Origin of the sequence: Streptomyces sp. NPDC019224 (assembly GCF_040632605.1) — a bacterium.
GTDB lineage: Bacteria > Actinomycetota > Actinomycetes > Streptomycetales > Streptomycetaceae > Streptomyces.
Map to the genome: position 1 here is coordinate 79362 of NZ_JBEYCF010000004.1, position 22981 is coordinate 102342.

General features: G+C 69.6%; 21 protein-coding genes and 2 pseudogenes. 13 read left to right on the top strand and 10 right to left on the bottom strand.

What is annotated here, in order from left to right:
* Positions 1-110: 110 nt before the first annotated feature.
* The 3 genes from ABZ564_RS04070 to ABZ564_RS04080 all read right to left on the bottom strand — a co-directional run bounded on the left by ABZ564_RS04070 (position 111) and on the right by ABZ564_RS04080 (position 2827).
* Entirely contained in the window at positions 111-1877 is a 1767-nt protein-coding gene (locus ABZ564_RS04070; RefSeq protein ID WP_360849043.1) for a tyrosine-type recombinase/integrase, read from the bottom strand.
* Complete coding sequence (locus ABZ564_RS04075) at positions 1874-2170, bottom strand: helix-turn-helix domain-containing protein (RefSeq protein WP_136206613.1); 297 nt, start codon at positions 2168-2170, stop codon at positions 1874-1876. Before ABZ564_RS04075 ends, ABZ564_RS04070 begins: the two co-directional genes overlap by 4 nt.
* A 162-nt stretch (positions 2171-2332) precedes the next feature.
* A complete protein-coding gene (locus ABZ564_RS04080) occupies positions 2333-2827 on the bottom strand; it encodes a helix-turn-helix transcriptional regulator (RefSeq protein WP_136206614.1) in 495 nt (164 codons plus the stop codon).
* Between the two features lie 321 nt (positions 2828-3148).
* Here ABZ564_RS04080 and ABZ564_RS04085 point away from each other — a divergent pair, with 321 nt between their 5' ends.
* From ABZ564_RS04085 to ABZ564_RS04100, 4 genes are all read left to right on the top strand, one after another.
* Positions 3149-4669, top strand: coding sequence for a DnaB-like helicase N-terminal domain-containing protein (locus ABZ564_RS04085; RefSeq protein WP_360849047.1), 1521 nt, complete (start codon positions 3149-3151; stop codon positions 4667-4669).
* Positions 4670-4921: 252 nt separating this feature from the next.
* Positions 4922-6301, top strand: a complete 1380-nt coding sequence (locus tag ABZ564_RS04090; protein ID WP_360849050.1) for a hypothetical protein — start codon at positions 4922-4924, stop codon at positions 6299-6301.
* A 322-nt stretch (positions 6302-6623) separates the two neighbouring features.
* Positions 6624-6965: a plasmid mobilization relaxosome protein MobC gene (locus tag ABZ564_RS04095; RefSeq protein WP_360849054.1), complete on the top strand. Its 342-nt coding sequence runs from the start codon at positions 6624-6626 to the stop codon at positions 6963-6965.
* Entirely contained in the window at positions 6962-8680 is a 1719-nt protein-coding gene (locus tag ABZ564_RS04100) for a mobilization protein (RefSeq protein ID WP_360849057.1), read from the top strand. Before ABZ564_RS04095 ends, ABZ564_RS04100 begins: the two co-directional genes overlap by 4 nt.
* 58 nt (positions 8681-8738) lie before the next feature.
* Here ABZ564_RS04100 and ABZ564_RS04105 read toward each other — a convergent pair.
* The 4 genes and pseudogenes from ABZ564_RS04105 to ABZ564_RS04120 form a co-directional block, all read right to left on the bottom strand.
* Positions 8739-9140, bottom strand: a pseudogene (locus ABZ564_RS04105) (NUDIX hydrolase); the annotation flags it as partial.
* Positions 9141-9189: 49 nt separating this feature from the next.
* Complete coding sequence (locus ABZ564_RS04110; RefSeq protein ID WP_360849060.1) at positions 9190-10104, bottom strand: FAD-dependent oxidoreductase; 915 nt, start codon at positions 10102-10104, stop codon at positions 9190-9192.
* Positions 10105-10108: 4 nt separating this feature from the next.
* Complete coding sequence (locus tag ABZ564_RS04115; protein ID WP_360849063.1) at positions 10109-10678, bottom strand: isochorismatase family cysteine hydrolase; 570 nt, start codon at positions 10676-10678, stop codon at positions 10109-10111.
* Positions 10679-10703: 25 nt separating this feature from the next.
* Positions 10704-11837: a helix-turn-helix domain-containing protein gene (locus tag ABZ564_RS04120; RefSeq protein ID WP_360849065.1), complete on the bottom strand. Its 1134-nt coding sequence runs from the start codon at positions 11835-11837 to the stop codon at positions 10704-10706.
* 211 nt (positions 11838-12048) lie between these two features.
* Between ABZ564_RS04120 and ABZ564_RS04125 the strand changes: the two genes are divergently transcribed.
* From ABZ564_RS04125 to ABZ564_RS04165, 9 genes are all read left to right on the top strand, one after another.
* Positions 12049-12516: an NUDIX domain-containing protein gene (locus ABZ564_RS04125; protein WP_010056475.1), complete on the top strand. Its 468-nt coding sequence runs from the start codon at positions 12049-12051 to the stop codon at positions 12514-12516.
* Between the two features lie 3 nt (positions 12517-12519).
* Positions 12520-13167 (top strand): hypothetical protein, encoded by a 648-nt coding sequence (locus tag ABZ564_RS04130; RefSeq protein ID WP_360849069.1) that lies wholly within the window; start codon positions 12520-12522, stop codon positions 13165-13167.
* Positions 13164-14963, top strand: coding sequence for a DUF4254 domain-containing protein (locus tag ABZ564_RS04135; protein ID WP_360849072.1), 1800 nt, complete (start codon positions 13164-13166; stop codon positions 14961-14963). Before ABZ564_RS04130 ends, ABZ564_RS04135 begins: the two co-directional genes overlap by 4 nt.
* Before the next feature lie 46 nt (positions 14964-15009).
* Positions 15010-15585 carry a phosphoribosyltransferase gene (locus ABZ564_RS04140; RefSeq protein WP_360849075.1) on the top strand — a complete coding sequence of 192 codons (576 nt, stop codon included), beginning with the start codon at positions 15010-15012 and terminating at the stop codon, positions 15583-15585.
* Positions 15582-16730 carry a glycosyltransferase family 9 protein gene (locus ABZ564_RS04145; RefSeq protein ID WP_360849078.1) on the top strand — a complete coding sequence of 383 codons (1149 nt, stop codon included), beginning with the start codon at positions 15582-15584 and terminating at the stop codon, positions 16728-16730. Before ABZ564_RS04140 ends, ABZ564_RS04145 begins: the two co-directional genes overlap by 4 nt.
* Positions 16727-17863 (top strand): hypothetical protein, encoded by a 1137-nt coding sequence (locus ABZ564_RS04150; protein WP_360849081.1) that lies wholly within the window; start codon positions 16727-16729, stop codon positions 17861-17863. Before ABZ564_RS04145 ends, ABZ564_RS04150 begins: the two co-directional genes overlap by 4 nt.
* Positions 17848-18597, top strand: a complete 750-nt coding sequence (locus ABZ564_RS04155) for an SDR family NAD(P)-dependent oxidoreductase (protein ID WP_360849084.1) — start codon at positions 17848-17850, stop codon at positions 18595-18597. Before ABZ564_RS04150 ends, ABZ564_RS04155 begins: the two co-directional genes overlap by 16 nt.
* The gene (locus ABZ564_RS04160; protein WP_360849087.1) at positions 18590-19198 is read left to right on the top strand and encodes a histidine phosphatase family protein; all 609 of its coding nucleotides are present in this window, start codon (positions 18590-18592) and stop codon (positions 19196-19198) included. The genes ABZ564_RS04155 and ABZ564_RS04160 overlap by 8 nt, the downstream gene beginning before the upstream one ends.
* Before the next feature lie 1027 nt (positions 19199-20225).
* Complete coding sequence (locus tag ABZ564_RS04165) at positions 20226-20693, top strand: hypothetical protein (RefSeq protein ID WP_360849090.1); 468 nt, start codon at positions 20226-20228, stop codon at positions 20691-20693.
* Between the two features lie 368 nt (positions 20694-21061).
* Here ABZ564_RS04165 and ABZ564_RS04170 read toward each other — a convergent pair whose 3' ends face one another.
* The 3 genes and pseudogenes from ABZ564_RS04170 to ABZ564_RS04180 form a co-directional block, all read right to left on the bottom strand.
* Positions 21062-21859: a WbqC family protein gene (locus ABZ564_RS04170; protein ID WP_360849093.1), complete on the bottom strand. Its 798-nt coding sequence runs from the start codon at positions 21857-21859 to the stop codon at positions 21062-21064.
* A complete protein-coding gene (locus ABZ564_RS04175; protein ID WP_360849096.1) occupies positions 21801-22469 on the bottom strand; it encodes a YdcF family protein in 669 nt (222 codons plus the stop codon). Before ABZ564_RS04175 ends, ABZ564_RS04170 begins: the two co-directional genes overlap by 59 nt.
* Before the next feature lie 14 nt (positions 22470-22483).
* Positions 22484-22966, bottom strand: a pseudogene (locus ABZ564_RS04180) (hypothetical protein); the annotation flags it as partial.
* Between the last annotated feature and the right edge of the window lie 15 nt (positions 22967-22981).

Genomic DNA, 22981 nt, shown 5'->3' on the forward strand with positions numbered 1-22981 from the left:
TCATGCCTGGTCGGGACCTCATCCAGGAGGTCGAGGTCCCGACCAGGCACGGCCGACTCGCCGATCAAGCGATCTCCGCGTCGCGGCACTTACTGCGAGGGCAGCGGCCATTACCACTCATCACTGTCGCCGTACTTCCCCGGGTTCCGGGCTCGGTCCACAGCTTGCGTACATGCCTCGGTGAAGGCGGCCTCCACAGCCGTCCTGTCCGTGCCCCGTACCTGGGCCTCGACCTCCTGGCCCGTGCCGGGTCGTCGGGCCGTGCGCCAGGCCGAGGTGCGGTCGGTGTAGCGGTCGGTCTCGAAGTCCCAGGCCGGCACCGACCACTGCTCCAGGACCCCGCCTGCCACGCGTTCTCCGCCAGGGAGGAACAGAGCCCGGGCGTAGAAGATCACGGTTCGTTCCGGTACGCGACTGCGGATGGCGCTCGCGCCGCCGGGGCCCTGGTGTTCCCAGCGCCAGCGGTCCCACTCCTCGACCTCCGCTGTGTGGTCGGGCCAGTCCTCACTCCACCGCTCGACGACCTCGTCGGCGTGCTCGCGGTGGAGGAAGGGAACCCGTCGCTCGCCGAGGCGGGCGACGTGGACCATCCGGTCGGCGGGGATGGGGCTCTGGCCTGCCTCCGGCGCGGCACCCTCCTCAGTCTGGTCCGTGCCCCAGAGGAGGCCGCCGACCTTGGCGGCGGTGTCCTTGAGAACGCGGCTCGTCAGGTGCTGGTAGCGGCGACGCATTCGGGCGGACTTGCCGGGTTCCCAGCCCATGATGGCGTCGACGACGGCGTCGGAGACGCCGAGGATGAGCAGGACTGTCGCCGCGGTGTGGCGGGCGTCGTGAAGGCGGGCGTCGCGAACGCCGGCGGCTTTCAAGAGCTCCTTCCATTTGTGGTAATCCGTGTTCGGGTTCAGAGGCTCGCCGGTCGGCGAGGTGAAGACGTACCCCTTCTCCGACCAGAGGTCACGGGCCACGGTTCGCTCGCGGGCCTGGTCCTCTTTGTGCCGGCGCATGAGCTGGAGCAGCTCTTCGGGTACGCCGATAGGCCGCTGGCCGGCGCGGGACTTCGCGTTCTTGGTCTCGCGCCGCGTGTTGATCTTCTGAGGGCAGAAGCCGGGCTTGCGTCCGCAGCGGTCTCCGCAGCCGTGCTTGTAGCGGGGCCGCAGCCGGCCACGGCGTACACGGATGACGCCGAGTTCGAGGTCGACGTCGTCCCACTGCATGCCGAGGACCTCGCCCTGGCGCAGGCCGAGGGCGAGCGCGATGACCCAGCGGGCGGTGTTGCGGTGCTTGGCGGCCTCGGCGAGGAGGCGCTGGACCTCCTCGACCGTGTACGGCTCGACCTCCTCCTCTTCGACCTTGGGGGCCTTGGCAATGGAGGCCGGGTTCGCCGTGAGGTGCTTGCGGCGCACGGCCTCGTTCAGCGCCGTGCGGATCGTGCGGTGAGCCTGGTGGGCGGTGCCGGCGGCGCTGCCGTTGTCCTGCATCTTCTTGTAGAAGCGCTCCAGGTACTCGGGGTCGAGCTTCTCCAGGCGGTGGGCACCGAGGCCGGGGATGAGGTGGTGGTAGACCGCCACCCGGTAGCCATCGATCGTGTTCTCCGAGACGTGCGAGGCGGCGATGTTCTCCACCCAGTGGGCAAGCCACGTCTTCACGGTCCACGACTGGCCTGCCTTGCGGACGGCGCCCTTGTCGCGCTGGCGCTCCAGCTCGCGGACGACCTTGGTGACCTCGGCGCGGGTCTTACGGCTGACGTGGCGCCGGTCCGGAGTGCCGTCGTCCTTGACGCCGACGGTGACTCGGCCGTGCCAGCGGCCGTCCTTGCCGAGGTAGATGGAGGAGGCGCCGTTGGGCTGGCGAGACTTCGGTGTGGAGGTGCGAGTCACGCGGCGGCCCCGAAATCGGTCGCCGACAGTCGGCGGGCCATGAAGTCGTTCACCGCCTCCGCTGGAATGCGGCGCAAGCTCCCGATCTTGACGGAGGCGATCTCACCGGACGAGACGTACTCGTACAGCTTGGTGCGGCCGATGCCGATTCGACGGGCGGCCTCGGAGACGGTCAGGGCGACCAAGGTCGTGTCGCCGACGGGTCGCCGCTCGGCCATCAGGATGCGCAGGGCGTCTTCGGGGACGTCCAGGAGCTGGGCTATCTGGGAAATGGGCAGCGTGGGCTGCGGCATGGGGATACTCCTCCCGCCGGCCTCGCGGCGTCGCGGGAGCGGCAACTCCCGCCGGCCTGGCCGGTGGCGTCGTTCAGGGATGGATGGTTGATCGTCGGCGACGGAGGTCGCCACGTGTGGTGTTCTCGGCGTTCGTAGCGCCGTGGAAGAGACAGTGGCCGGCTATTCGCCGACGGGTCGCTGCCCCTGGTTTCGCAGGTGGGCCCGGGACGGGTGCATGCTTCTCATCAACGCTCGCTCTTCGAGCCGGAGGAGCTCGTCGACCTGCCCTCTCCGCTCGGGTCCCTTGTCCCCGTAGGCATCGAGTTCCCTCTGGATCTCGCCCAGGTGCATCTGGTTCCGGTCGATCGCCGCTCGAAGCTGGTGGTACTCCCGCGTCATCTGGACGTACTCATGGGCCAGCTGCCGAATGCGGGGCGTGGCCAGCTCCCCCGGCGGGCCGGTCAGGTCCTGCATGGTGAGGTCGAAAACCTTGCAGAAGCCGAGCGCCTCGTCGAGGTTGACCCTGCGACGGGGCTTGCCGCTCTCGATGCGCCAGATCGCGGACTGGTTGATCGGATGACCGACGGCGGCCATCTCCTCGGCGAGCTTCACCGTGCTCCAACCGCGGACCTCGCGTTCCAGCTTGACGCGTGCGGCGACGTGATCTTCCGGCACCGGTCGACCTGGGCCGGCGCGCTCCGCGCCTTCCTCACCGCTCACTCGCGCCTCCCTTCACACGTCGACAAGTCCAGTCGATCCAGCGTCCACAACTAAACATCGTTGCGGATTGAAATGCAAGGCATTGCGTTGCCGAAAATCTCGGCTATGGTCGTACTCCGCCGTACAGCGACGGACGGATCCGCACACGCAAGCGGCCCCGGTGCTACGAACACCGGGGCCGAAGTAGAGGCTCCACCGCACAACCATCCATCCCTGAACGATCGAAACCGGAGGCCGGGGTTGCCGCCCCATATGGCCTGCCGGGTGAGGAGCTCCGTGAACCAGAGTACGACCCTGCCATCCCAGACGCCATCCCGCTTCGACGAAGGCTCCACCCGGACGGAGCATCCGTTCAACCTGGACGCCGAGTGCGCGGTCCTCGGCGCCTGCATGCACGAACCCGGCGTCATCGCCGCGGTCAGGCCCATCCTCGGCGACGACGCCTTCTACCGGCCCGCGCACGAGACCATCTGGCGCGCGCTCCTCACTCAGCACCGCGAGGACAAACCCACCGACCCGATCGTCCTCACCGAGCTGCTCCAGCAGCAAGGGGACCTACAGCGCGTGGGTGGCCACACCTACCTGTCTCAGCTCGCCAACGCCCCCTACGGCACCAGCAGCGCCGAGTACCACGCGGAGATCGTCCGCTCGAAAGCCGACCTTCGCCGCCTGGTGACCTCGGCGGTACGAACCCTCCAGCGGGCCCGGGAACCCGGCGCCGATCCCGAGGCGATCCGCAGCGAGGTCGAAGCGGAAGTGCGCGCAGAGCGTGAGCGTGCGCTCGCCTCGGGGCAGGGACGGTTGTCCCGCTTCGCCACCGACGGGTGGTCATTCGTCAAGGAGAGCGGGGCGGACGCCGAGCCCTTGTGGGGTACGCGTGAGAAGACCGTCTGGGCACCGGGCGAGAGCCTGATGATCGTCGGCGCTCCGGGCGTCGGCAAGACCACGCTGGCCCATCAAGTGATCTTCGCCCGCCTCGGTCTCCAGGAGACCGTCCTGGAGATGCCCGTCGCCCCAAGCCGGCGCGTGCTCTACCTGGCGATGGACCGCCCCAAGCAGATCGCCAAGGCCATGGCCCGCCGCGTTTTCTCGACCGACGAGAAGATCCTGCGCGAGCGGCTCGTGGTCTGGCAGGGCCCGCTGCCCGCGACCCTCGACAAGGAGCCCGACCTCCTCGCCGATCTCGCCGCCGCCCACCAGGCCGACACGATCGTGATCGACAGCCTCAAGGACGCGGTCAGCACGATGGTCGACGACAGTCTCGCGGTCGCCTTCCACAACGCCCGCATGCGCGCCCTGCGCAGCGGCGTGGAGATCCTGGAGTTGCATCACCAGCGCAAGGCAACCGCGGACGCTCCACGTGGGCAACGCCCCAGCCTGGACCAGGTCTACGGCTCCACCTGGATCACCGCCGGCGCGGGCAGTGTCCTGTTCGTGAGCGGACGGGCAGGAGATCCCGCGGTCACCCTGCACCACCTCAAGACCCCCACCGGTGAGGTCGGCCCCCTGGACGTCACGCACGACCATGTGCGCGGCACCACCATCGTCGACCCCACCAAGGACCCCGCCGTCCTGCTGCGCAACGCCCCCAACGGGCTGACCGCACGCGACCTGGCCACCGTCCTCATCGGCGGAGGCGACCCCGACCGCGCCGACATCGAGAAGGCCCGACGCCACCTCGGCCGCCTCGTCGACAGCGGCCTGGCCACCAAGACCGACGGCATCGCCGGAGGGGCCGGAGGCGGCCAGCAGGCCCGCTACTACGCCTCCGCCCGCCACCTCACCGCCGTCGGCTGACCTCCTCGCCAACCCCCTCGAAGCGTTCACGGGACCGTGCACGCGGCCTCCACGCCCCTGCACCCTCGTGAACCGCTCACAGGGCACACGGTCACCGCAAAACCGCAGGTAGAACGATCACGCGACCGTACACGCCGTACACGCCCCAAGCGATCACGCGCGGGGCCCCCTCTAGAAGGGGGCCCCGCGTGTACGCCCCCTCCGTGAACGCCGTGATCGTCTCCCCATCCTTCCCTCGGAGTAGATCCGCGCATGCCGTCCGCCATACCCGAAGCACTCGCCGCAGCCTCAGTCTCGTACGCCGACAGCCCGCTCCTGCCCGCAGCCGTCCTGGCGGTTGCCGCCGGTGCACTGCTCGCGGGCCTGAGGGCCCGACGCAGCAAACGCCTCCCCCATGATCGGAAGCGGCGCCCCTCGGCTGCCGTCGTCACCGCCACCGTGGCGGCGCTCGTGTGCACGGCCTACAGCGCGGACACCAGCTGGCGGTTCGCCGCCCACTACCTCGACATGCGCAACACCGCCGAGCGCACCACGATGTTCTCCGCCGCAGAACTCGCCCTGTTCTCGATGGCACTGATGGCCCGGCAGAACCTGCATGGTCCAAGGCAGACGGCCGGCCTGCCCGGAGTCCTGGTCTGGGTGATCACCGCCATGCAGACCATTCCCGCCTACGCCGAGTCCGGCCCGGTCGGCGGCATCGTACGCGCCTTCACCGGCCCGGTGATGGCGGCCGTGCTGTGGCACCTTGCCATGGGCATCGAACTCCGCCAGCGCACTCCCGAAGCCGCCTCCCGCGGGCTCGGCGCTGTACTCACTCGGCAGGCCCGCGAGCGGCTGCTCGCCCGGCTGGGGGTCTTCGAGCAGGACCAGGGCGCGGCCGAGATCATCCGCGATCGGGCCACGCAGCGGGCCGTCGCCCTGGCTACTCGCCTCGCCGAGATGACTCCCGGACAGCGGACCGAACGGGCAGGCCGCCGCACCATACGTCGACTTGCCAAGGCGCTCGCCCGCTCCGGCATCGATGCCGACCCGTTCCGGAACGAGCAGCTGCTGCGGCAGCTCGCCACCCGCCGTCAAGCAGCGTCGCTGGCCACCGTCGATCTGCCCGAGCGCTGGAGCCTGCCCGTCGGGCAGCCCCTCGACCTGCCCACTGCGCAGCCCGGATCCTCCCGGGCAGAAGCCGACGGGCAAGCGACCAACCACGATCGGGCAGACCGCGACGGGCGGGCAGAAGACCACGCCCGCCCGCACCCGTCAGATCCGGTCGACGGGGTGCCCGACCCGGGCGCCGGCCCCAATGCCACCGACCACTCCAGTCCGAAAACGGCCGCCCGCTCGCACCAGGTGTCGCGCCCGCAAGACGCCGCTCCGCCTCCTACGGGCAGCACCTCACTCACCCCATCGGCCAAGCACCAGACGCCGAAGCCAAAGCGGTCCGTGCGCAAGCCCAGCGCTTCCGACGAAGTCATCCTCGCGTCCGCCCGCCGCGTGTACGAGGAGACCGGCAGCGTCGGACGCGACCGTGTGGAGGACGCCGTGCGCGACGCCGGCTACAGCGTCTCCAGCAACGTCGTAGGCCGTGTTGTCCGCGAGTTCAAGTCCCGGATCGGGGCCGCACACGCAGATTCCTGACCCAAGACCGCAACGACTCACCCCAGCGGTGACCTGAGACGGAGATCCCGTGCGCGACCCCCATCACGAACCTGCCACATGCCAACAGCAGCCGACCACCCCAGCAGAAGGCGGAGCAAGTTGTCCCGGGAGCAATGCTCCCGGAATTCCCGCCCCAGGGGTGGCGGGACCGGCCCTGCGCCAGGGGGCGCCGGACCGGCAGGCTGCGACCGAGGGCGGCCCGCAACCAGGAGCGGGACGGCAGGCCGAGCCCCTTTCGCGGCGACGCCAGCGCGCCCGTCAGCCGAAGCCCCGCAAGCGTCTGCACCAGCCCAGCTGCCGCATGAACGACGCCGAGTACCAGCGCTTCACCGACGCAGCCGCCCAGTGCCAGATGACCAATGCCGCCTTCCTCGCCTACGCAGTCGACAAGGCGGCCCGCGACCTGACCCGCACCGCGGCCGAGATCGCCACCGAGCGGGAAGTCCTTGATGAGGTGTTCGCCGCCCGCCGGCACCTGGGTCGGATTCATGGCCTGTTCAATCAGGTCGCCAAGGCACTCAACTCAGGTGTCGACGCACCCCACCTCGACGCCACCGCTAAGGCCGTCCTGAACGCGGCTCGCCGGATGGAAGACGCCGCCGACACCCTGCTCGCCCACCGGGACGGTGGCTGCCCGGCATGATCCCTCGAATCCATAAGCGCGGCAGCGCGACGGTCGGCCTCATCCGATACCTGTACGGCCCCGGCACCCACGAGGAGCACATCGACCCACACCTCGTGGCGGCCTTCGACCCGCTCATGCCCGACCCGGGCCGCGATCCGCAGGCCACCTACGGGCAGCTGCAGCGGCTGCTCGACCAGCCCGTCAACGCCCTGCCCGCCGGCCGACGCCCTGACAAGCACGTGTGGCACCTGTCCGTACGCGCCAGCCCTGAAGACCCGGTTCTGCCCGACGACGCCTGGGCAACCATCGCCCGCCGCATGGTCGCCGCCACCGGCATCGACCCCGAGGGCGACGACGCCGCCTGCCGGTGGGCGGCCGTCCGGCACGCCGACGACCACATCCACATCATCGCCACCCTGGTCCGCGACGACGGCCGCCGGCCCCGCCTGCACAACGAAGCCCGCCGCGCTCAGGCCGAGGCCCGCCTCATCGAGGCGGACTACAGCTTGCGCCGGGTCACGCCGGGCGATGGCACCGCCGCCAAGCGACCCACCAGCGCCGAACGCCATAAGGCCGAACGCCGAGGTCGACAACGCACCCCGCGCGAGGAGCTGCGGGAGGCGGTCCGGCGCTCGGTGGCCGGCGCCGGAAGCGAGGAGGAGTTCTTCGACCGCCTCGCCGGGGCCGGCCTGCTCGTGCGACGCCGTGTCGCACCGTCGGGCGACCCCCTCGGCTACACCGTCGCCCTCCCCGGCGACCGCAACGCCACGGGCAAGCCAGTCTTCTACTCCGGCTCCAAGCTCGCCCCGGATCTCTCCCTGCCCCGTATCTGCGAACGCTGGAACGGGAACCCTGACCACCCCGCCCAGCAGCCGGCCCTGCCGCCGGTGACCGGACCTGCATCCGCCCGTCGTCGCGCCACCAGCGCCGCCTGGCAGGCCCTGTTCGTCGTCGACCACGGCGAGAACGGCGTCGTCGCCGCGCAAATCGCCGCCACCGGGGAAGTGCTCGACGCCCTCGCCCAAACGTCTGCGGCCCACACCCGCCACGAGCTCCAAGCCGCAGCGGCCGCGTTCGAGCGCGCTTCCCGCTCTCACGTACGTGCCTCACGCGGCCACGACCACGCCCTGCGCCGAGCCGCCCGTGACCTCGTGCAGAGCGGCCCGGCCTTCGGCCGAGGCGAGGACGGCGCCGCCACCGCGATGGCCATCGACATGCTCATCTTTCTGGTCTCTGCCGCCGCTCACTGGCACGCCGGGAAGCAGCATGCCCAGCAGGCCGAAGCCGCGCACCGGGCTGCTGAACATCTCCGCACGGCTTACCGGACCGCCGCCGAGCGCCCGATAGCGGCTCTTCACCAGCGAGGCGTGCGCATGGCTCCCTCCCGACAACACCGCCATGCCGCCCTCGTACGGCAAGCCCTGCCCGAACTGGCCGGCCGGATCCTCGCTGAACCCGGCTGGCACGCCCTCGTCGCCACTCTCGACGAAGTCCAGGCAGCCGGGCACGACCCCACCGCTCTGCTCACCGAGGCAGCGGCCCGAAGGGAACTGGGCACGGCGGCGTACATGAGTGAAGTACTCGTGTGGCGGCTACGGAGGTCAGCCGATCTTCCTGCTGCCCCTCGGAACCTCCAGGTCCCGCCCACTCACGGGAAGCGCCCGGTCGCCGCACCCGAGCCAGCGCCCCGGAGCGAAGTCATGCCGCTGAATGGCTCCCCACGGCGACGCTGAACCGCACGTTCCAGCCCTGCCGCACCAGCCCCACACTCGTGGCGTTCCACGGAAGCTGGCTCGGCAGGGCAGCGTCGAGGTAGCGCTGCACCGGCTCGAACAGCCCGTACGGCACGTACTGAGGAATCTCACCGAGCGTGGCCCAGACCGTGTCGGCCACTTCACCAGCGCTCGCAACGGCCGCCTTGCCCCCGACGGGCCGACATGCGATGTAGTGGATCTCCCTGCCCGTCAGAGGGTGCATTCTGCGTCCCAGCGCCTTCTGTGGGGCCACCCGTAGTCCGGTCTCTTCTTGGGTCTCACGTACGGCGGCGTCTTCGGGTGTTTCACCGGGTTCGATCTTTCCCGCCGGGAACTGCCATGACAGGGCGCCTTCCGTCACGCGTCGTTGTACGAGTAGAACGCGCGCGTCCCGAGCAACGATGGCAGCAGCGATCGCCACTTCTGCCCTGCTGGTCACAAGGGTTCCCCCCTCCAAGAGCCATCCCCTGATGCACAACGCCGGGGCCTCACCCCTTGATGGGCAGGTCCCGGGCCGCGTAGTACGCCTGCAGCGCTGCCTCGCTGCCGGAGCCCAGGGCAGTCATGATCCGTTGGAAGCGGGCCGAGCGGAGGTCGCCGGCCACGATGACGCGGGGGTGCTGGTCGGTGGGCGGGCAGTATCCGTCCGTGCCACGGATCAGGTCTCCGGGTGGGGCGGCGGGGGCGTTTCCCAGGCTGAGGAACGCCGCGTCCGCCGTGATCGTCCGGCGGACACCGTCCCTTCCCACTGCCTCGGCCGACAGCTGGGCACCTTCCCCACCGTGCAGCGTCAGGTGATCGGCGGGGAGGAGCGTGACCCGTGAGTCGTCGCGGATCTCGTCGATCTTGTACGCGTCCGTCGCCGGGTACGCCACGAGAAGGCGCGTGTCCGTGGTCGGGTGGGCGCGCAGGAAAGTGCCGATCGGGCGGTCGCCGCCGAGGACGAGGAGGGTCCGGCCTTGGGCGTCGTCGGCGTCGGCCCGCCAGAGCGCGGGCAGAGTCAGGCCGACGGGGGCGGTGATCCAGGGCGCGTCGCTGGGCTGGAGAGGGCCGACGCCCGTGGCGACGATGGCGTACGGGGCGGTGAGGGAAGCGCCCGTGTCCAACGTGACGGTCACCTGGGCGTCGTCAGCGCGAAGCTCGCTGACGTACCGACCGAGTTCGAGGCGGCACAGCTCCGTGCTCTTCAGCTCGGCAACGATGGCGTCGGCCAGCTCGGGTCCGCCGGTGTAGCCGCCGAGGACATTGTTCAAGGCCGGGATCCGGTACAGGTTCCGGCACAGCCGGTCCGGCTCGACCAGAATCGAGACCATGCCGACGCTGGCGGCCATACGTGCGGCAGCGCACCCGGCGGGTCCACCGCCGATGATGATCAGCTCGGTGTCGTACAGCGTGTCGCCCATGGGGCTATTCCAGCACCGGGGCCCCTGCGTACGCGGCGAGTTGGCCGGCCACGTGGTCCGCGGTGACAAGTTGGCCGGTTCCGATCAGGCGGCGGGCGACGACGAGTCCGGCGTCGTGCACGTCAGGGCCGGCGTCGCTGGCGCAGGCATCGGTGACGATCCAGGGTGCGTAGCCATGTTCGAAGGCGTCGGCCGCGGACTTCAGGACGCAGCTCTCGGTAGCGATCCCGCAGAAGACGAGGTCGGTCAAGCCATCCCCGCGGACCAGTTCGGCTGCATGGGAGGTGAAGAGGGTGTAGCCGGTCTTGTCGACGACCGCGTGCGCGCGGGCTGCTGCCTCCGCGAGTTCGGGGACGATGTCGGTCTCCGGTGGTTCTTGGAGGCGGCGCCACTGGAAGAAGCGCTCGTACGGGCTGTCCGGATAGTTGAAGTACCGGGTGAAGATCACGGGTCGGCCGGCGCCGGTCCACTGGGCGACGAGATCGGAGACCGCAGGAACGGCGTGGCGGCTTCGATCGTTCACGAAGCCGTTCTGCATGTCGATCACGACCAGCGCGGCGCTGCCGATGTCCATCCGTTGCTTCTCCTGCCCTGTGTTCTCACCCGACGCCCTCTCGCAGAGCGTCCTGCGCGGTGCGCAGCCGTTCGGCCAGCCCGCTGGTCTTCATGATGGCCTCCCGCATCAGAACGTGTTGAGCGGTCTCCTGGGCTCGGGCGGCGGTGAGCCGGGAGGAGGCGGCACGCAGGAAGCGCCAGCCGTACTGCTCGGGCATGAAAGGGTCCTGACCGTCCTCGATCATCTGCTGCACCTGGCGGGTGAAACACCAGAGGGCTTGGACGGTCAGTTCGCAGGTGACCAACTCGTCGATCGTGAGGCTGCGCTCGCGGGAGTGGGACGCGTAGGCGACGCCGGACCAGCCCGCGTAGGCGGTGGACACACCCCTTACGCCGAAGGACACGATGTCGGGGTGGTCGAAGCCGTTGGCGAGGAGAGACTCCTCGACCGCACCGCCCAGAGGAGCTGGGCCGTCCGGGGCGCCGCGGTCGACCAGGACGGAGGGCGTGGACAGCAGGCGCAGGGCGGTGTCGTGGGCGTCGCCGGACCAGGGGCCCGAGGTGAGCCAGTAGAGGGAGAGGACGTACTCGGGGTTGGGAACGCCGGCGGGTTCCTCATCCAGGAGGTCGCGGAGCTTGTCTCGTGCCCAGGGCAGGTCGGAAGCGTAGGAGCGGTACCGCCAGACCGCGAGGTCGGTGAGCGCGGCGGGCTCGTGCGGCTGAACGAGGTGGAAGACGGCCACCCCGCACGCGAAGACATGAAGGACGCACTGCTGCGCTTCGGGGTGGTCGACGCGGGCCGAGGAGGACTCCAGCCACCCGTCGTGCGCACTCGGTCTCATGTGCGCGCGGAGGCGGCCGGCGCGCTCGACACCGATGAAAACTGGCAGGAACTTGTGGGAGTCGACTTCGATTCGGCCTGTCACGGGTGGCGCAGCGCCGTTCGTTCCCAGTGCCGCCGCGAACCGCGTCTGCGCTTCGCCCGACGCATGGTCGAGTGCGGTGTCGAGCACAGCCTGGGACTCGGCACGCGGCTGGTAACTCGCGCCGCCTCCCTCCCAGTTCGACACGGTCCGGTCACTGACTCCGAGGTAGGCAGCGAAGTCACGCAGGCTCATGCGAAGGGCCTCGCGCAGCAGCCGTGCTTCACGCCCGGACCATCTCTGCACAGTCACCACCGTCGTACCCCCCGTCCATCACCTGGTGAAACGCCGAAACACCCTGTGCGCAGTCCTGTTCGGCATTACTGCGGCATTGCTGCAGCACCCGTGCGTCACACTCAGCGATCAGTTTGCACCATGCTGTATTCACGAACCGGGGAAAGTGGCCACAGCCCAAAAGCGCCCCTCCGCCCGTTCTCTCCGGTTACACACCCAAGGAGCAAACGGCATGACCGACATCGTCAAGCGCAACGCCCGCGCCATCCTTCTCGACGGCGACGAACTGGTCCTCATCAAGCGCACCAAGCCCGGCAGGGAGCCGTACTGGGTGTCCGTCGGCGGAGGCGTCGAGGAAGAGGACGCGACCATCGAGGCGGCGCTGCACCGGGAGGTGTTCGAGGAGCTGGGCGGCAAGCTGGAGCGCGCCGAACTCGTGCACCTCATCACCGACGCGCTGGAGGGAGGCGTCGGAGTCCAGCACATCTTCGCGGCGCGCCTGGAGTCGATGGACCTGGCCGCACGGACGGGCACCGAGTTCGACAAGCCGGAGCGGGGCGGGTACGAGGTGGTCCGGGTGCCCTTCACCGCCCAGGCCGTCCGTGAGCTGAACCTGATGCCGCCGGAGCTGGCCGAGTTCATCGCCACGAACACCCACGCGATCACCTCCGTCCTCGACACACCGATCCGCGAGGCATGAGCGATGGAGCGGTTACCGGACTTCGTCAGCCTCAACGGCCCTGACAACGTCGGCAAGACGACTCACCTCGACCGGCTGGCCGCGCGCCGGCACGCCTTTCAGCCGCTGGGGGCTGTCCACGAGCACGACCCCGAGCCGTGGGCGCGGGTAGCGGCCGGCGACTACGCCCGGTGGTGGTTCGAGACGTCCACGACGGTCGAGCTGACGGAGATGCTGCTCGTCGGTCACGCCAAGCGGGCCGCCGCACGCGAGCCCGGTCGTACGGGACTGCTGGACCGTGGCCTGCCCATGCTCCTCTCTGTGGCCACCGCGACATGCGTGGTCAAGGACGGGCTGACCGTGGGCGAGGCGTTCAAGACCGTGACGGACATCGCCGGTTCGCGCGCCACCGCATCGGAGACCTCGGTGCTGCTGCTCGCGTCCTTCGACGCCGAGCGCAGTTACGCCATCACCAGCGCCCGCGAGGGCCGCCCGTGGACCGGGATCTACCCGGCTTATCAGAAGACACTGCACGCTGTTCTGCTTCACCAGGCCGGCCACGGCACGTACGCCGCCGTCGTGGACTGCGAGAACCGCTCCCTGGACGACGTGCACAGCGCCGTACTCGATCACCTTGGCCTCACTCCACTCATCGACGGGGGTCCCCGATGACTCAGAACTCCCCGCCCCTGGTGCTACCTCCGGGGCTCGTCCGCGCCATGGCCACCCTCCAGGACAAGGACCGGCACCGCCTGGACGACACCGTCACCCGGCTCCACGCCGTCAACGGGCGTCTGTGGGACACCGAGGACCGGGTGCGCAGCGCCTTGCTCTCCGCCGCCCAGGTCGCCGACTGCAAGCGAGAGATCGACCAGCTCAACGCCGAACGCAACGCCCTCGCCGAGCGCGCTGACGAAGTCCTCGGCTCGCTGGCGGACGCGGGGCGCGCCGATGTGCCCCTGCACACCGAGACGCTCGCCTCCGTCGTGGACCGCATGTCGGTGCTGACACTGCGGATCTGGCACAGCGAGCGGGCGGCGGGCCGCGATGAGCTGGCCGCACGACGTGTCCCGGCCCTTCACGGGCAACATGAGGAGCTGTGCGCCGCTCTCGACGCGCTGGTCTCCGATGTCGTCGCCGGCCGTCGTCGGCTCCCCGTGCCGGCCCGCTTCAAGCTGTACGGGCGGGAGGACGTCGCTCCGACGGAGATCAAGCCGAGTCGGCATCTGCGCCAGGTGCTCGCCTTCGGCGGGCTGAGCGAGTGCGGAAAGAGCACCAGCGCGCAGTTCGTCCAGCGGACCTGCGGCGCCCAACGCCTCAAGATCGGCTTCCTGTTACGGCAGGCAGCCCATCGGGAAGGGCTCGCCGACCCGTACGCACTCTCGGCCCGGCGGCAGGCCGAACTGCTCCTCGGGGAGCTGAACCGCTTCGCGGACGCCCACGTCGACACGAAGCTGTTCACCATCGAGTCCGTCCACGACGATGCCTCGATCGCCGAGCTCAAGCAGCTCATGGGCGACACGCTCCAGATCGTCTACCTGGACGCCTCCTTCGCCGTACGCGTCGAGCGGTCGGGCACGCCGGCCCAGACCGTCGCCGCGAAGGACGAGATCAAGATGAGCCGCGGCGCCCACCAGGTCGCCGCTCTGGCCGACCACGTCATCGACAACACCGGCAGCATCGCAGCCCTTCGCGCCCGCCTCCGGCGCATCGCCGCCCCGCCCTCCACGCCTGCGCTGCGCGTGGCCACCCCGTACGGGCTCGGTCTTCCGGCAGCAGTCGCGTCGGCGACGGCCGACTTCACCGACGCGGTACGGGCGTACGGACCCGGCGTCCGGCTTGTCGCCCTGACCGGAAGCCCCGGAGAGGGAGCCTGGATCGCCGGCTGGTCCGACCTGGACCTCATGGTGATCGCCGAGCACGAGGTCATCGGCGGGATTCATGAGGCCCTGGAGCAGTACCGGACGGCCCTCGGCAGTGCGGCCTCGCTCGGCCCCACCCTCGTCACGCCCGGAGAACTGACCGCCCGACGCCTCACTCCGCGCCTGGCCTTCGTCCTTCACCAGCTCCAGCAAGGCAGCCCCGTCCTGCATGCGGCGCCCGACCTCGGACTTCCGACGATCAGCCGGGACGAGCTCGCGTTCGCCGCCGTCCGTGAACTGCCCCAGGTCATGCTCACCATGCGCCGTCTGCGTACTGCCGAGGGGGCGACCGCCCTGCGGCAGCTCTACAAGCACCTCGTGCTCGCCTGCCGCCTTCTCCTGCGCGAGCACAACCAGTGGGAGTCCGGCCCTGACCGGATCCTCGCCGCCGCCTCCCGGATGCCGGGTCTGACGGCCCTCGCGGTCCCTCCTCTGGCCGAGGTCGCGAACGCTTGGCGTGACGGTGACACCAAGCTCGTGCTCAAGCCCGTCACCGCGGCGGTCGACCAGCTCCTCACCTGGTACGCCCTCCAGCTCGCCGCTTGAACCACGCACCTCTCCTTCTCCCCTCTCCACCGACAGGAGCTTCGTCATGCCCGAAACCCTCACCGTGCCGCCCTTCTCCGCCCGAATCGTCGAGCGGCTCAGCGTCGGAGCCACCAGCCGCCGCGAGCGTGTCATCCACTCGTTGGACGGCTTGGAAAGCCCGGTGCATCCCGACACCCTTGCCAGCACGGGGGCCGATCTGTGGCGTCTGCTCCAGAAGCAGCTGCCGGACGGGGCCGGCCCCGTGGACTTCCTCCTGGGCCTGGACGCGGGCGGCATCCTCCCGACCGTCTCCCTGGCCGACGCCGCCCGCCTCCCCTACAAGATCGCCTGGAAGCTGCACCTCCCCCTGGACGGCGCGGTCCGCTTCAGCGAGCCGCACGCCATGCGCACCGACGTCTTCGCCTACGGCATCGCTCCGGGACAGCGCATCGTCATCGTGGACGACGAGATCACCACCGGTCGGACCCTGGCCGACCTCACCGGCCGCCTCCGCGAGGCCGGCGCCGTCCCGCTGGCGGCGGCCTGCCTGGTGGAGGACACCACGCGCGGAGCCCGCGCCCTGCTCGACGAGCTGGAGCTGCCGCTGGTCTCGCTCACCACGATCGAGGGCCCGGCGTGAGCTCGGTCGCCCCGCCAGGGGTCCGGTTCCACCACGGCTCCGTGGTCGTCCCCGCCGGGGCCGTCCACACCACCCCGCTGGGGTACGACCGTGGCAGTGTCACCATCGGCGCGCCGCTCCCGCTGACTGCCTCCGCCGAGTTCGTCCACCGCCTGAGCGGGTGCGGCGAGGTCGTTGTGGCCTTCGAGGGGAAGCTCGGCGACACCCTCCTCGCTCTGTCGGGGGGCCGCGCGGTGCTCGACTGGCTGCGGCTGCGGTCGGTTCGTACGTCCGTCCGGGCGGTGGGGCCGTACGCAGGGCTGATCGCCCGGACCGGGCTGATCGCTCACCACCCCGTCACCACGCCCCACGGTCGACGCGCCGTGATCGGAGACCGCGCGGGGATCGAGGCGCACGGCTCCGAAGCAGTGGTGAGCCTGGCACTAGATCCAGCGGCCCCGCCCTGCTGGTCGAGCGACGGCCGCGCCCACCCGGACTTGCCGGCCCGCCACTACCTGGCGCTGGAACGCCGCCTCGGTATCCGCCTCCCCGGTACGGCTCCCTTCGCGCCGACCCTCGCGACCGGCCCGAACGATCTCGTGGAGGAGCTGCGATCGGTGGGCTGGCTGGGCGGCCTGACCATCGCCGCCATCACGGCCACCAGCTGGCCGGAGCGCAAGGACTACACCGCCCAGCGGTACATCGCCCTCACCGAGCAGATCGCCGAAGCCCAGCAAGCACAGGCCCGGCTGCTGCTCATCGGCGGCAACGCGGAAGACGGCTTCCGCGTCAGCGCGGAGGCCCCTCGACGCCACGTTCAGGTGCTCCACCTGGACGGGGTGCCGGCTGAACAGCTCGCCGATCTCTTCCCGCACTGCGACCTGGTCGTCGGCAACGACACCGGCCTCACCCACCTCGCCGCGATGACGCGCAGTCCCGAGAGGCCCGTCATCGGCTTGTACGCGCGCCACAGTCACAGCAAGTGGCGTACCGGGCTCCCCCATCACCACGCCGTCGCCACCGACCTCTCCGACCGCATGCACCAGGGCGACCTCTGCCCCGTCCGGGACGCCATTCCTCCGGACGTCGACGTTCACATGGACGCCTTCCCGCCCGCCGAACTGGCCCGAGTGTGCCTGGATCTGCTCAACGGGGTGCAGCCATGACCCTCCGCAGCCCTCTGCGGCTCGGCCCGGTGCGGCGCTTCACCCGCAACCTGCTCTGTCCCGTCGACCTCCTCGGCCGCCCGTTGCTCCTGAAGTACACGCGCGACCCGGTGGGAAGCCGCGCCGAGGTTCGCGGGCACGCACGTCTGGCCCAGCACTACCGGGTGCCGACCCTTCACGCCCACCTGCGTGTGCCGGGCGGGCGGCTCCTCGCGTACGAGCGTCTGCCCGGCGGCACCGATCACGGGCTCCTGCTCGATCTCTTAAACGCCGACGAGCCGAGCAGCGACCTTCGCGCCTACATGGATCAGCTCACGGCCGTATACCGCGAGGCCATCCTCACGACGGCGAGACCCATCGACCCGACACGCGTAGTACGCAAGCTCTACTGGGACCGTGCGGCCCCCGGCGGCCGACTCGACGAGTACTACGGCGGCAGGGACTTCTTGATCGCCGACGGCCTCATCGACGTCCCGGTCTCCCGCCTCGACACCTACACCCTGTACGTCAACGGCCGTCGGCACCACTTGGACTGGGTTGCCACCCTTCGCTGGCTCCGGGCCCACTTCGCCGCGACCGAGCCGGTCTGGGCAGCTCTCACCCAGGGCGACCCCACCGACGTCAACCTCGCCCAGCCGCTCGCCTGGTTCGACTACGACACCGCCGGGATGAACAGCGTCCCCGGTGAGTTCGCCAACTTCCTCTGGTACGCCTCCGCCCTCGGCGGCTGGCTCGTGCCCACGTACAACCCGGCTGCCTTCGCCGACCACCCCGCCACGTTCGCCCGCGTCCCGGACAACACCCCCGAGATCCGACGAGCGGACATCGACCACACCACGAGCACCATCCATATCGACTACGCCCCACGTCTCGCGGCTCCCCGGCGGGCCGCCGTGACCACGTACTGGAACCAGCTCGTACGACCGGTCGCCGACCGTCTCTGGCCCGGTGCCGACCTGGCGAACCTTCTCCGCCCCTACCTGGCCATGCGCATCCTCGGCGTCTACAACCTCGCCGACCTGGCCCCAGCGGACCGGCTCGTCCTCCTCGCCCGGCTCGCCGAAGCAATGGGCCCCGCCTTCGACCCCGCCACCTACTTCTGCCCCCTGGAGTCGTCATGCCCGGCCCCCTGAACGGCCGCACCGCCCTGGTCACCGGAGCCACCGGCGGCCTCGGCACGGCCATCGCCCGCCGCCTCGCAGCCGATGGCGCCACCATCGCGCTCGCCCACTTCGACGACGACCGAACGGCAGGAGAGCTCTCAGCCTCCCTCCCCTCTTGCATCTCCCTGTCGGCAGACCTTCGAGACGCCGAGGCCGTACGGTCCCTGTGCCGTCGAGCCCAAGGAGCGCTGGGCCCGGTGGACATCCTGGTCAGCAACGCCGGTGCCTACCCGCGCCGATCATGGCCGGAGACGACACCGACCCACTGGGAAGATGCTCTGGCCACCAACCTGACCAGCCACTATCTTCTCGCCCACGAACTCACCCCCGCCATGACGGCCGCCGGCTGGGGCCGCGTCATCACGATCGGCTCTGTCCTGGCCTCTGCGGGCCGCCACGAGCTCGCCGGCTACATCAGTGCCAAGGCGGGCCTCGAAGGGCTCACCCACGCCCTCGCCCGTGAACTCGGCCCAGCCGGCGTCACCGCGAACTGCGTCGCTCCCGGCTCCATCCGCGTCCCCGCCGAAGACGCCGTCGTCGACGATCCGGAAGCCATGACCGTCCGCCAGCTCGCCCGCCAGTGCGTCCAACGCCGGGGCAGACCGGAAGACGTCGCCGCGGCTGTCGCCTTCCTCGCCACCGAGGACGCCGGCTTCATCACCGGCCAGACCTTGCGCGTCGACGGAGGCTGGATCCTTGGCTGACATCTGGCTCATGCGCCACGGCGCCTACGAAGGCCACCGCCCCGGCTACCACGCCCCACACGAAGCCACCCTCACGCAGGAGGGCCGCGACCAGGTACACCGCTCCCTCCCTCTCCCCAACGGCATCACCGCGATCGTCACCAGCCCCATCCCCCGAGCCCGCCAGACCGCCACCCTCGTCTCGCACCTCACGGGCCTGCCGATCGTCGCCACATCCGGCCTCCTCGCCGAGTGGCGCGCCCCGAGCATCGTCGTCGGCCGCAGCGCCGAGACCTACCCGCCCGCCTATCGCGCCTGGCGAGCCCGGCGCCTCGCCCACCCGTCCCTACGCTGCGAAGACGGCGAAAGCCTCACCGACCTACACACCCGCGCCCGCCACTGCGCCACTTTCCTCCACCACACCGCCCAACGCCACGGCCCCCTCCTGGCGGTCTCCCACACCCTCTTCCTGGGCGTTCTCACGCACCTTCAGGAGGGCCCTGCCGCCTTCGTCACCGCCGCGAAGGTTCCCTGGCGCTTCGCCGAGCTCCGGCCTCTACCCGCACCACGACCGGCGACCCGCCTCAAGCGCCTGCCCAGTAGGACGGCCGGTCAGCCGTAGCGTGTGCCGTCACTGGGACACAGCGAGTGTGGCGGCGGGGCGACACGGTCGACCGAAGTAGGCACATTTCTGCTCGAACCCTGGGGGTAGCCACCCCCCGCTGAGCAGACGAGGGTGCGCGGGAAACGCGGTGATGGCGGCAACAGCGAAGGCGAGGGACGCCCATGGTGTGTGCACCATCGTGTTCACCTGCTGGCCGCGAGTATCGACGAAGCTTGTCTGGAACGTAGCCACGCTCACGAGATCGATCGTGCTCAGGGCCTTCCAATCGAGGTCAAGCCCGCCCGCGCTGCTTGCAAAGTGCAGCTTTTGACGGGTGATCGTCACCTCCCCCGGGCCGTCGACCATCCATCGTGGTTGGGCGTCTCGTGCCGCCTGGCGCCGCCTGGCGGAATTTCCGACTGCGGAACCCAGAAGGCTTCCGATGACAAATGCGGGGTTGCCTACAGCAACCACACTGCTGTGTTGGTAGCGCCCGTTGCCCGGGGCTCGCCAGGTCGAACGCTTACCGGGTCCGACAGCGAGGGCGCGGTCGCCGCGCTCCAGTCTTGCTGTCGTGGCGATCAATGGACGATGAGCCAGACCTCCAGTAAGAAGATCCGCAACGATCTCGCACGAGTGCCACAAACTGTCGTCCAAAGATGACCACGCCGGGTGGTCCGCGCGCCCTTGGGAGGGCGCGGAGGGGTTGGCATCCGTCACTCTGGAGGGTCCGTTTCCCGAGAGCAGTTGATTACTCAGTGCAATCGAGTCTACTCAGGAGACTTCCCGGCGGGCAGTGCGGATCTTGCCACCTTGGCGGTCCAGTCGATCCACTGAACCTCACAACAGAGCTCCGAGTCCGCTTCCGCGAGCGCCGCAGATGCGCTAGGGTCACCGCCCACGGCAAAGTGTGTGCGCCGTTTCCGGCGGCCTCGCCCACGGGCCGTGAACTGGACAAGGACCCCGAGGTCCCACACCTCTACACGACTCGCGCTGTGCGCATGACGTCTTGGGGTCTGTGGGCGATCCCGTCAGGGAGACGATCGTGCCCAAGTCCGGCAGCAACCGCGTCAAGAAGCGTGCCCGGGAAGAGCACCGCAGGGGTGGCCGCACTCGCAGGTACCCCGACGTACGCGCTGAAATCATGAGCTCCGGTCCCGCCCAGCCTGGTACAGAACTCGTGCCGGTGTGCGGCAAGCAGCAAGGTGGCTATACGATCTTCAGTTTCGAGGTAGCCCCCTACCGGTGTACCCGTCCGGCAGGCCACGAGGTCCTCGACAACCTGGGCGACATGCCCCCGGGCGACACCTGCGTTGACGGCTTCAACGACGCCGTGCACATCGCACACGGCGAGTACATGGCCCTGGTCGAACACGAGACCCGCATGAACACCGACCCCGCAGATGTGGCCGACTGGTTCGAAACCCAGGATCATGCCCATGCGGAGGAGCTTCTGCTCCTCCGCAGCGAGTTCGGCGTAGACGAACAGTTCTTCGCGGGCATGCCCGCGTAGCCGCTTGCGCGCCGCCGAAGGCGCCGTTCAACAGCCGATCGCCCAGCAGTCCAGAGCCTGTCCGGTCTCAGTTCCGGTCTCATTCGCCCCCGTCCGGCCCCGTCCGGACGAGGTCACCCCGACCGCTCCCCCGCAGGTCAGGACAGGCATGACCCCCACCGAACCTCCATACGAACATTTGGAAAGCGTGTTGGGGGCAACCCCTCACGAGTTCGAATCTCGTATCCTCCGCCATTGCTCTCACCGGGCAATACGTCGAAGGGCCCCGCAGCTTGCTGCGGGGCCCTTCGACGTTGACGGTGGAGGGCACTCGAACCAGCTGCGCCCCGGAGCTACAGCCATCGGGATTCAGCGAGAAAGGACTACGGTCAGGCGCCGACCACCAGCGGTACGTGACCTGACGAGAGTCTTCGCAGGCACGTGCCCAGACGTTGAGGACCGAGTGCCGCCAGCGCCGACAGCGCACCGAGCCTCCGACTGAAGGACCGGATGTCGGTTGTCGTCGGCGGCTGGAACGCCAGGACGTCGATACCCTGGGCGGCGAACGGTGCCGGGTCGAGATACGCCATGCCGCCAGTCCCGCACAGATACGCGCGGGCGCGGGTAACGGCACAGAGGTCGGCGAGCCGCTGGGAGCGGCCCGGCCGGGAGGGCAGATCGCTGCTGGTGAGGATCTTGCCCTGCCAGCCGAGCAGGTCCAGTAACAAGTGGGTTGAAGCTGCGGCAACCGCAGCGGCCTTGCCGGTGTCGAAAGTGTCCAGCACCTCGTCCAAGACCCGGGCGAGGGCCGGCCAGTATGGGCTCGCTCCGTAGTGTTGCCGCAGCATCCCCGCAGTTTTCCGGCGGGCACGGTCGGGGTCGTCGATCAACACGTCCCGAATGAGTGTCGACCGCCCGTATGGCAGGCGTGTGGGGATGGTGAGCCACTGCGAACGGTTCTGATCGTCGAGGTCCGCGAGGCGGGCTCGGTGCTGGTAGTCGCGGCGGGTGAACTGCACGTCGTCCAGGACGATCCAGTACTCCGCCGCGAACAGCTTGGCCAGTGTGGTCAGTCTGGGGAACAGGTTGGGCTGATGAATGGCGCACAACCCGCCCGGTTCTGGCAGGTCAGGAAGCGATGAGGCGGCTGGTGAAGCCGTCGTGGATGAGGGATTCGTACGCTCCATGCACGTCCTCCGGGACCTTCTGCTCGATGGCGAATCCGAGCTTCGGATACTCGATGACCCGCTGGAGGTCTCCGACGAGCATGTCCAGGACGAGCTTCTCGTCGCCGATGGACTTCACGTAGTCGTCGAACTCCAGCGGCTCCGACGTGCAGATGATCTCGACGTCGGGCCACAACTTGCGGGCCGTCGCGAACGACCGTCGTTCCATGTAGGGCTTGGAGACCAGCAGCACCGTGGCCGGGGTGATGCCGGCGGAAGCGAGGACTTCACGGGAAAGGGTGATGTTCTGCCCGGTGTTGCCGGCCCTTGGTTCCAGCAGGATCGCCTCGGCGGGGACGCCGAGGGCGGTGGCGTGCTCGCGGTAGTGGACGGCCTCGCCGCGAGGGAAGACCTTGGCGGTGGTGGGGCTGTTGCCGCCGGTGAAGACCAGGGTCGGGAACAGGCCGGCGCGGTACAACTCGGCGGAGTGGGTGGCGACGCCGAGGTCGTGGCTGCCCAGCCCGATCGCCACGTCGACCGGCCGCAGTGGGTGGTGCATCTGGTGGTAGTCCCAGATCAGCGCGGCCCGGCGCCGCTGGTCCTCGGTGATGGCCTGCTGGTTGTCGCTCACGCGTCTCTCCCTGGTCACCGTCGCCGGGGGCCGGTCGGCCCCTCGCTCATGGCCTTGATGCCCTCGATACTGCGCAGTTGATGGACGAGCCCGTACTGCGCGGCCGTACGGGTGGCCTGATCGAGGACGAGGAGTCCATCATCTCGGGTCGCAGCGTCGGAGAGCAGGATGTGGCCATGGGCGGTGTCCAGCCGAACGCGTTGCATCGGTGAGTCGGTGGCGCCGCTGCTGCGGGCGATGTCGATGAAGTGCAGGGCTTGGGTGAGGTTGCCGGCGCCACGGCGGGCGAGGGCGAGTTTCTGGTGGGCCACCGACCAGTCGTCGGGTTCGGTGAGGTCCTCGAAGTCACGGGTCGCGGCCTGCATGACGCGGGTCGCGTAGTCGTGCCGACCGCCCTTGCTCAGCGCGGTACCCACCCACAGGCGGGCCCTGGCACGGTCACGGCGGGAGAGCCGGTCATCGACGGCGAGGGTTTCGTACTGGCGGGCAGCGATATCCCGCCGGAGATATAC

Coding starts and splice junctions, on each gene's coding strand:
- ABZ564_RS04075 (WP_136206613.1), bottom strand. CDS start 2,170: ATGCCGCAGCCCACGCTGCCCATTTCCCAGATAGCCCAGCTCCTGGAC.
- ABZ564_RS04090 (WP_360849050.1), top strand. CDS start 4,922: ATGCCGTCCGCCATACCCGAAGCACTCGCCGCAGCCTCAGTCTCGTAC.
- ABZ564_RS04095 (WP_360849054.1), top strand. CDS start 6,624: ATGAACGACGCCGAGTACCAGCGCTTCACCGACGCAGCCGCCCAGTGC.
- ABZ564_RS04100 (WP_360849057.1), top strand. CDS start 6,962: ATGATCCCTCGAATCCATAAGCGCGGCAGCGCGACGGTCGGCCTCATC.
- ABZ564_RS04110 (WP_360849060.1), bottom strand. CDS start 10,104: ATGGGCGACACGCTGTACGACACCGAGCTGATCATCATCGGCGGTGGA.
- ABZ564_RS04115 (WP_360849063.1), bottom strand. CDS start 10,678: ATGGACATCGGCAGCGCCGCGCTGGTCGTGATCGACATGCAGAACGGC.
- ABZ564_RS04125 (WP_010056475.1), top strand. CDS start 12,049: ATGACCGACATCGTCAAGCGCAACGCCCGCGCCATCCTTCTCGACGGC.
- ABZ564_RS04130 (WP_360849069.1), top strand. CDS start 12,520: ATGGAGCGGTTACCGGACTTCGTCAGCCTCAACGGCCCTGACAACGTC.
- ABZ564_RS04135 (WP_360849072.1), top strand. CDS start 13,164: ATGACTCAGAACTCCCCGCCCCTGGTGCTACCTCCGGGGCTCGTCCGC.
- ABZ564_RS04140 (WP_360849075.1), top strand. CDS start 15,010: ATGCCCGAAACCCTCACCGTGCCGCCCTTCTCCGCCCGAATCGTCGAG.
- ABZ564_RS04150 (WP_360849081.1), top strand. CDS start 16,727: ATGACCCTCCGCAGCCCTCTGCGGCTCGGCCCGGTGCGGCGCTTCACC.
- ABZ564_RS04155 (WP_360849084.1), top strand. CDS start 17,848: ATGCCCGGCCCCCTGAACGGCCGCACCGCCCTGGTCACCGGAGCCACC.
- ABZ564_RS04170 (WP_360849093.1), bottom strand. CDS start 21,859: ATGGAGCGTACGAATCCCTCATCCACGACGGCTTCACCAGCCGCCTCA.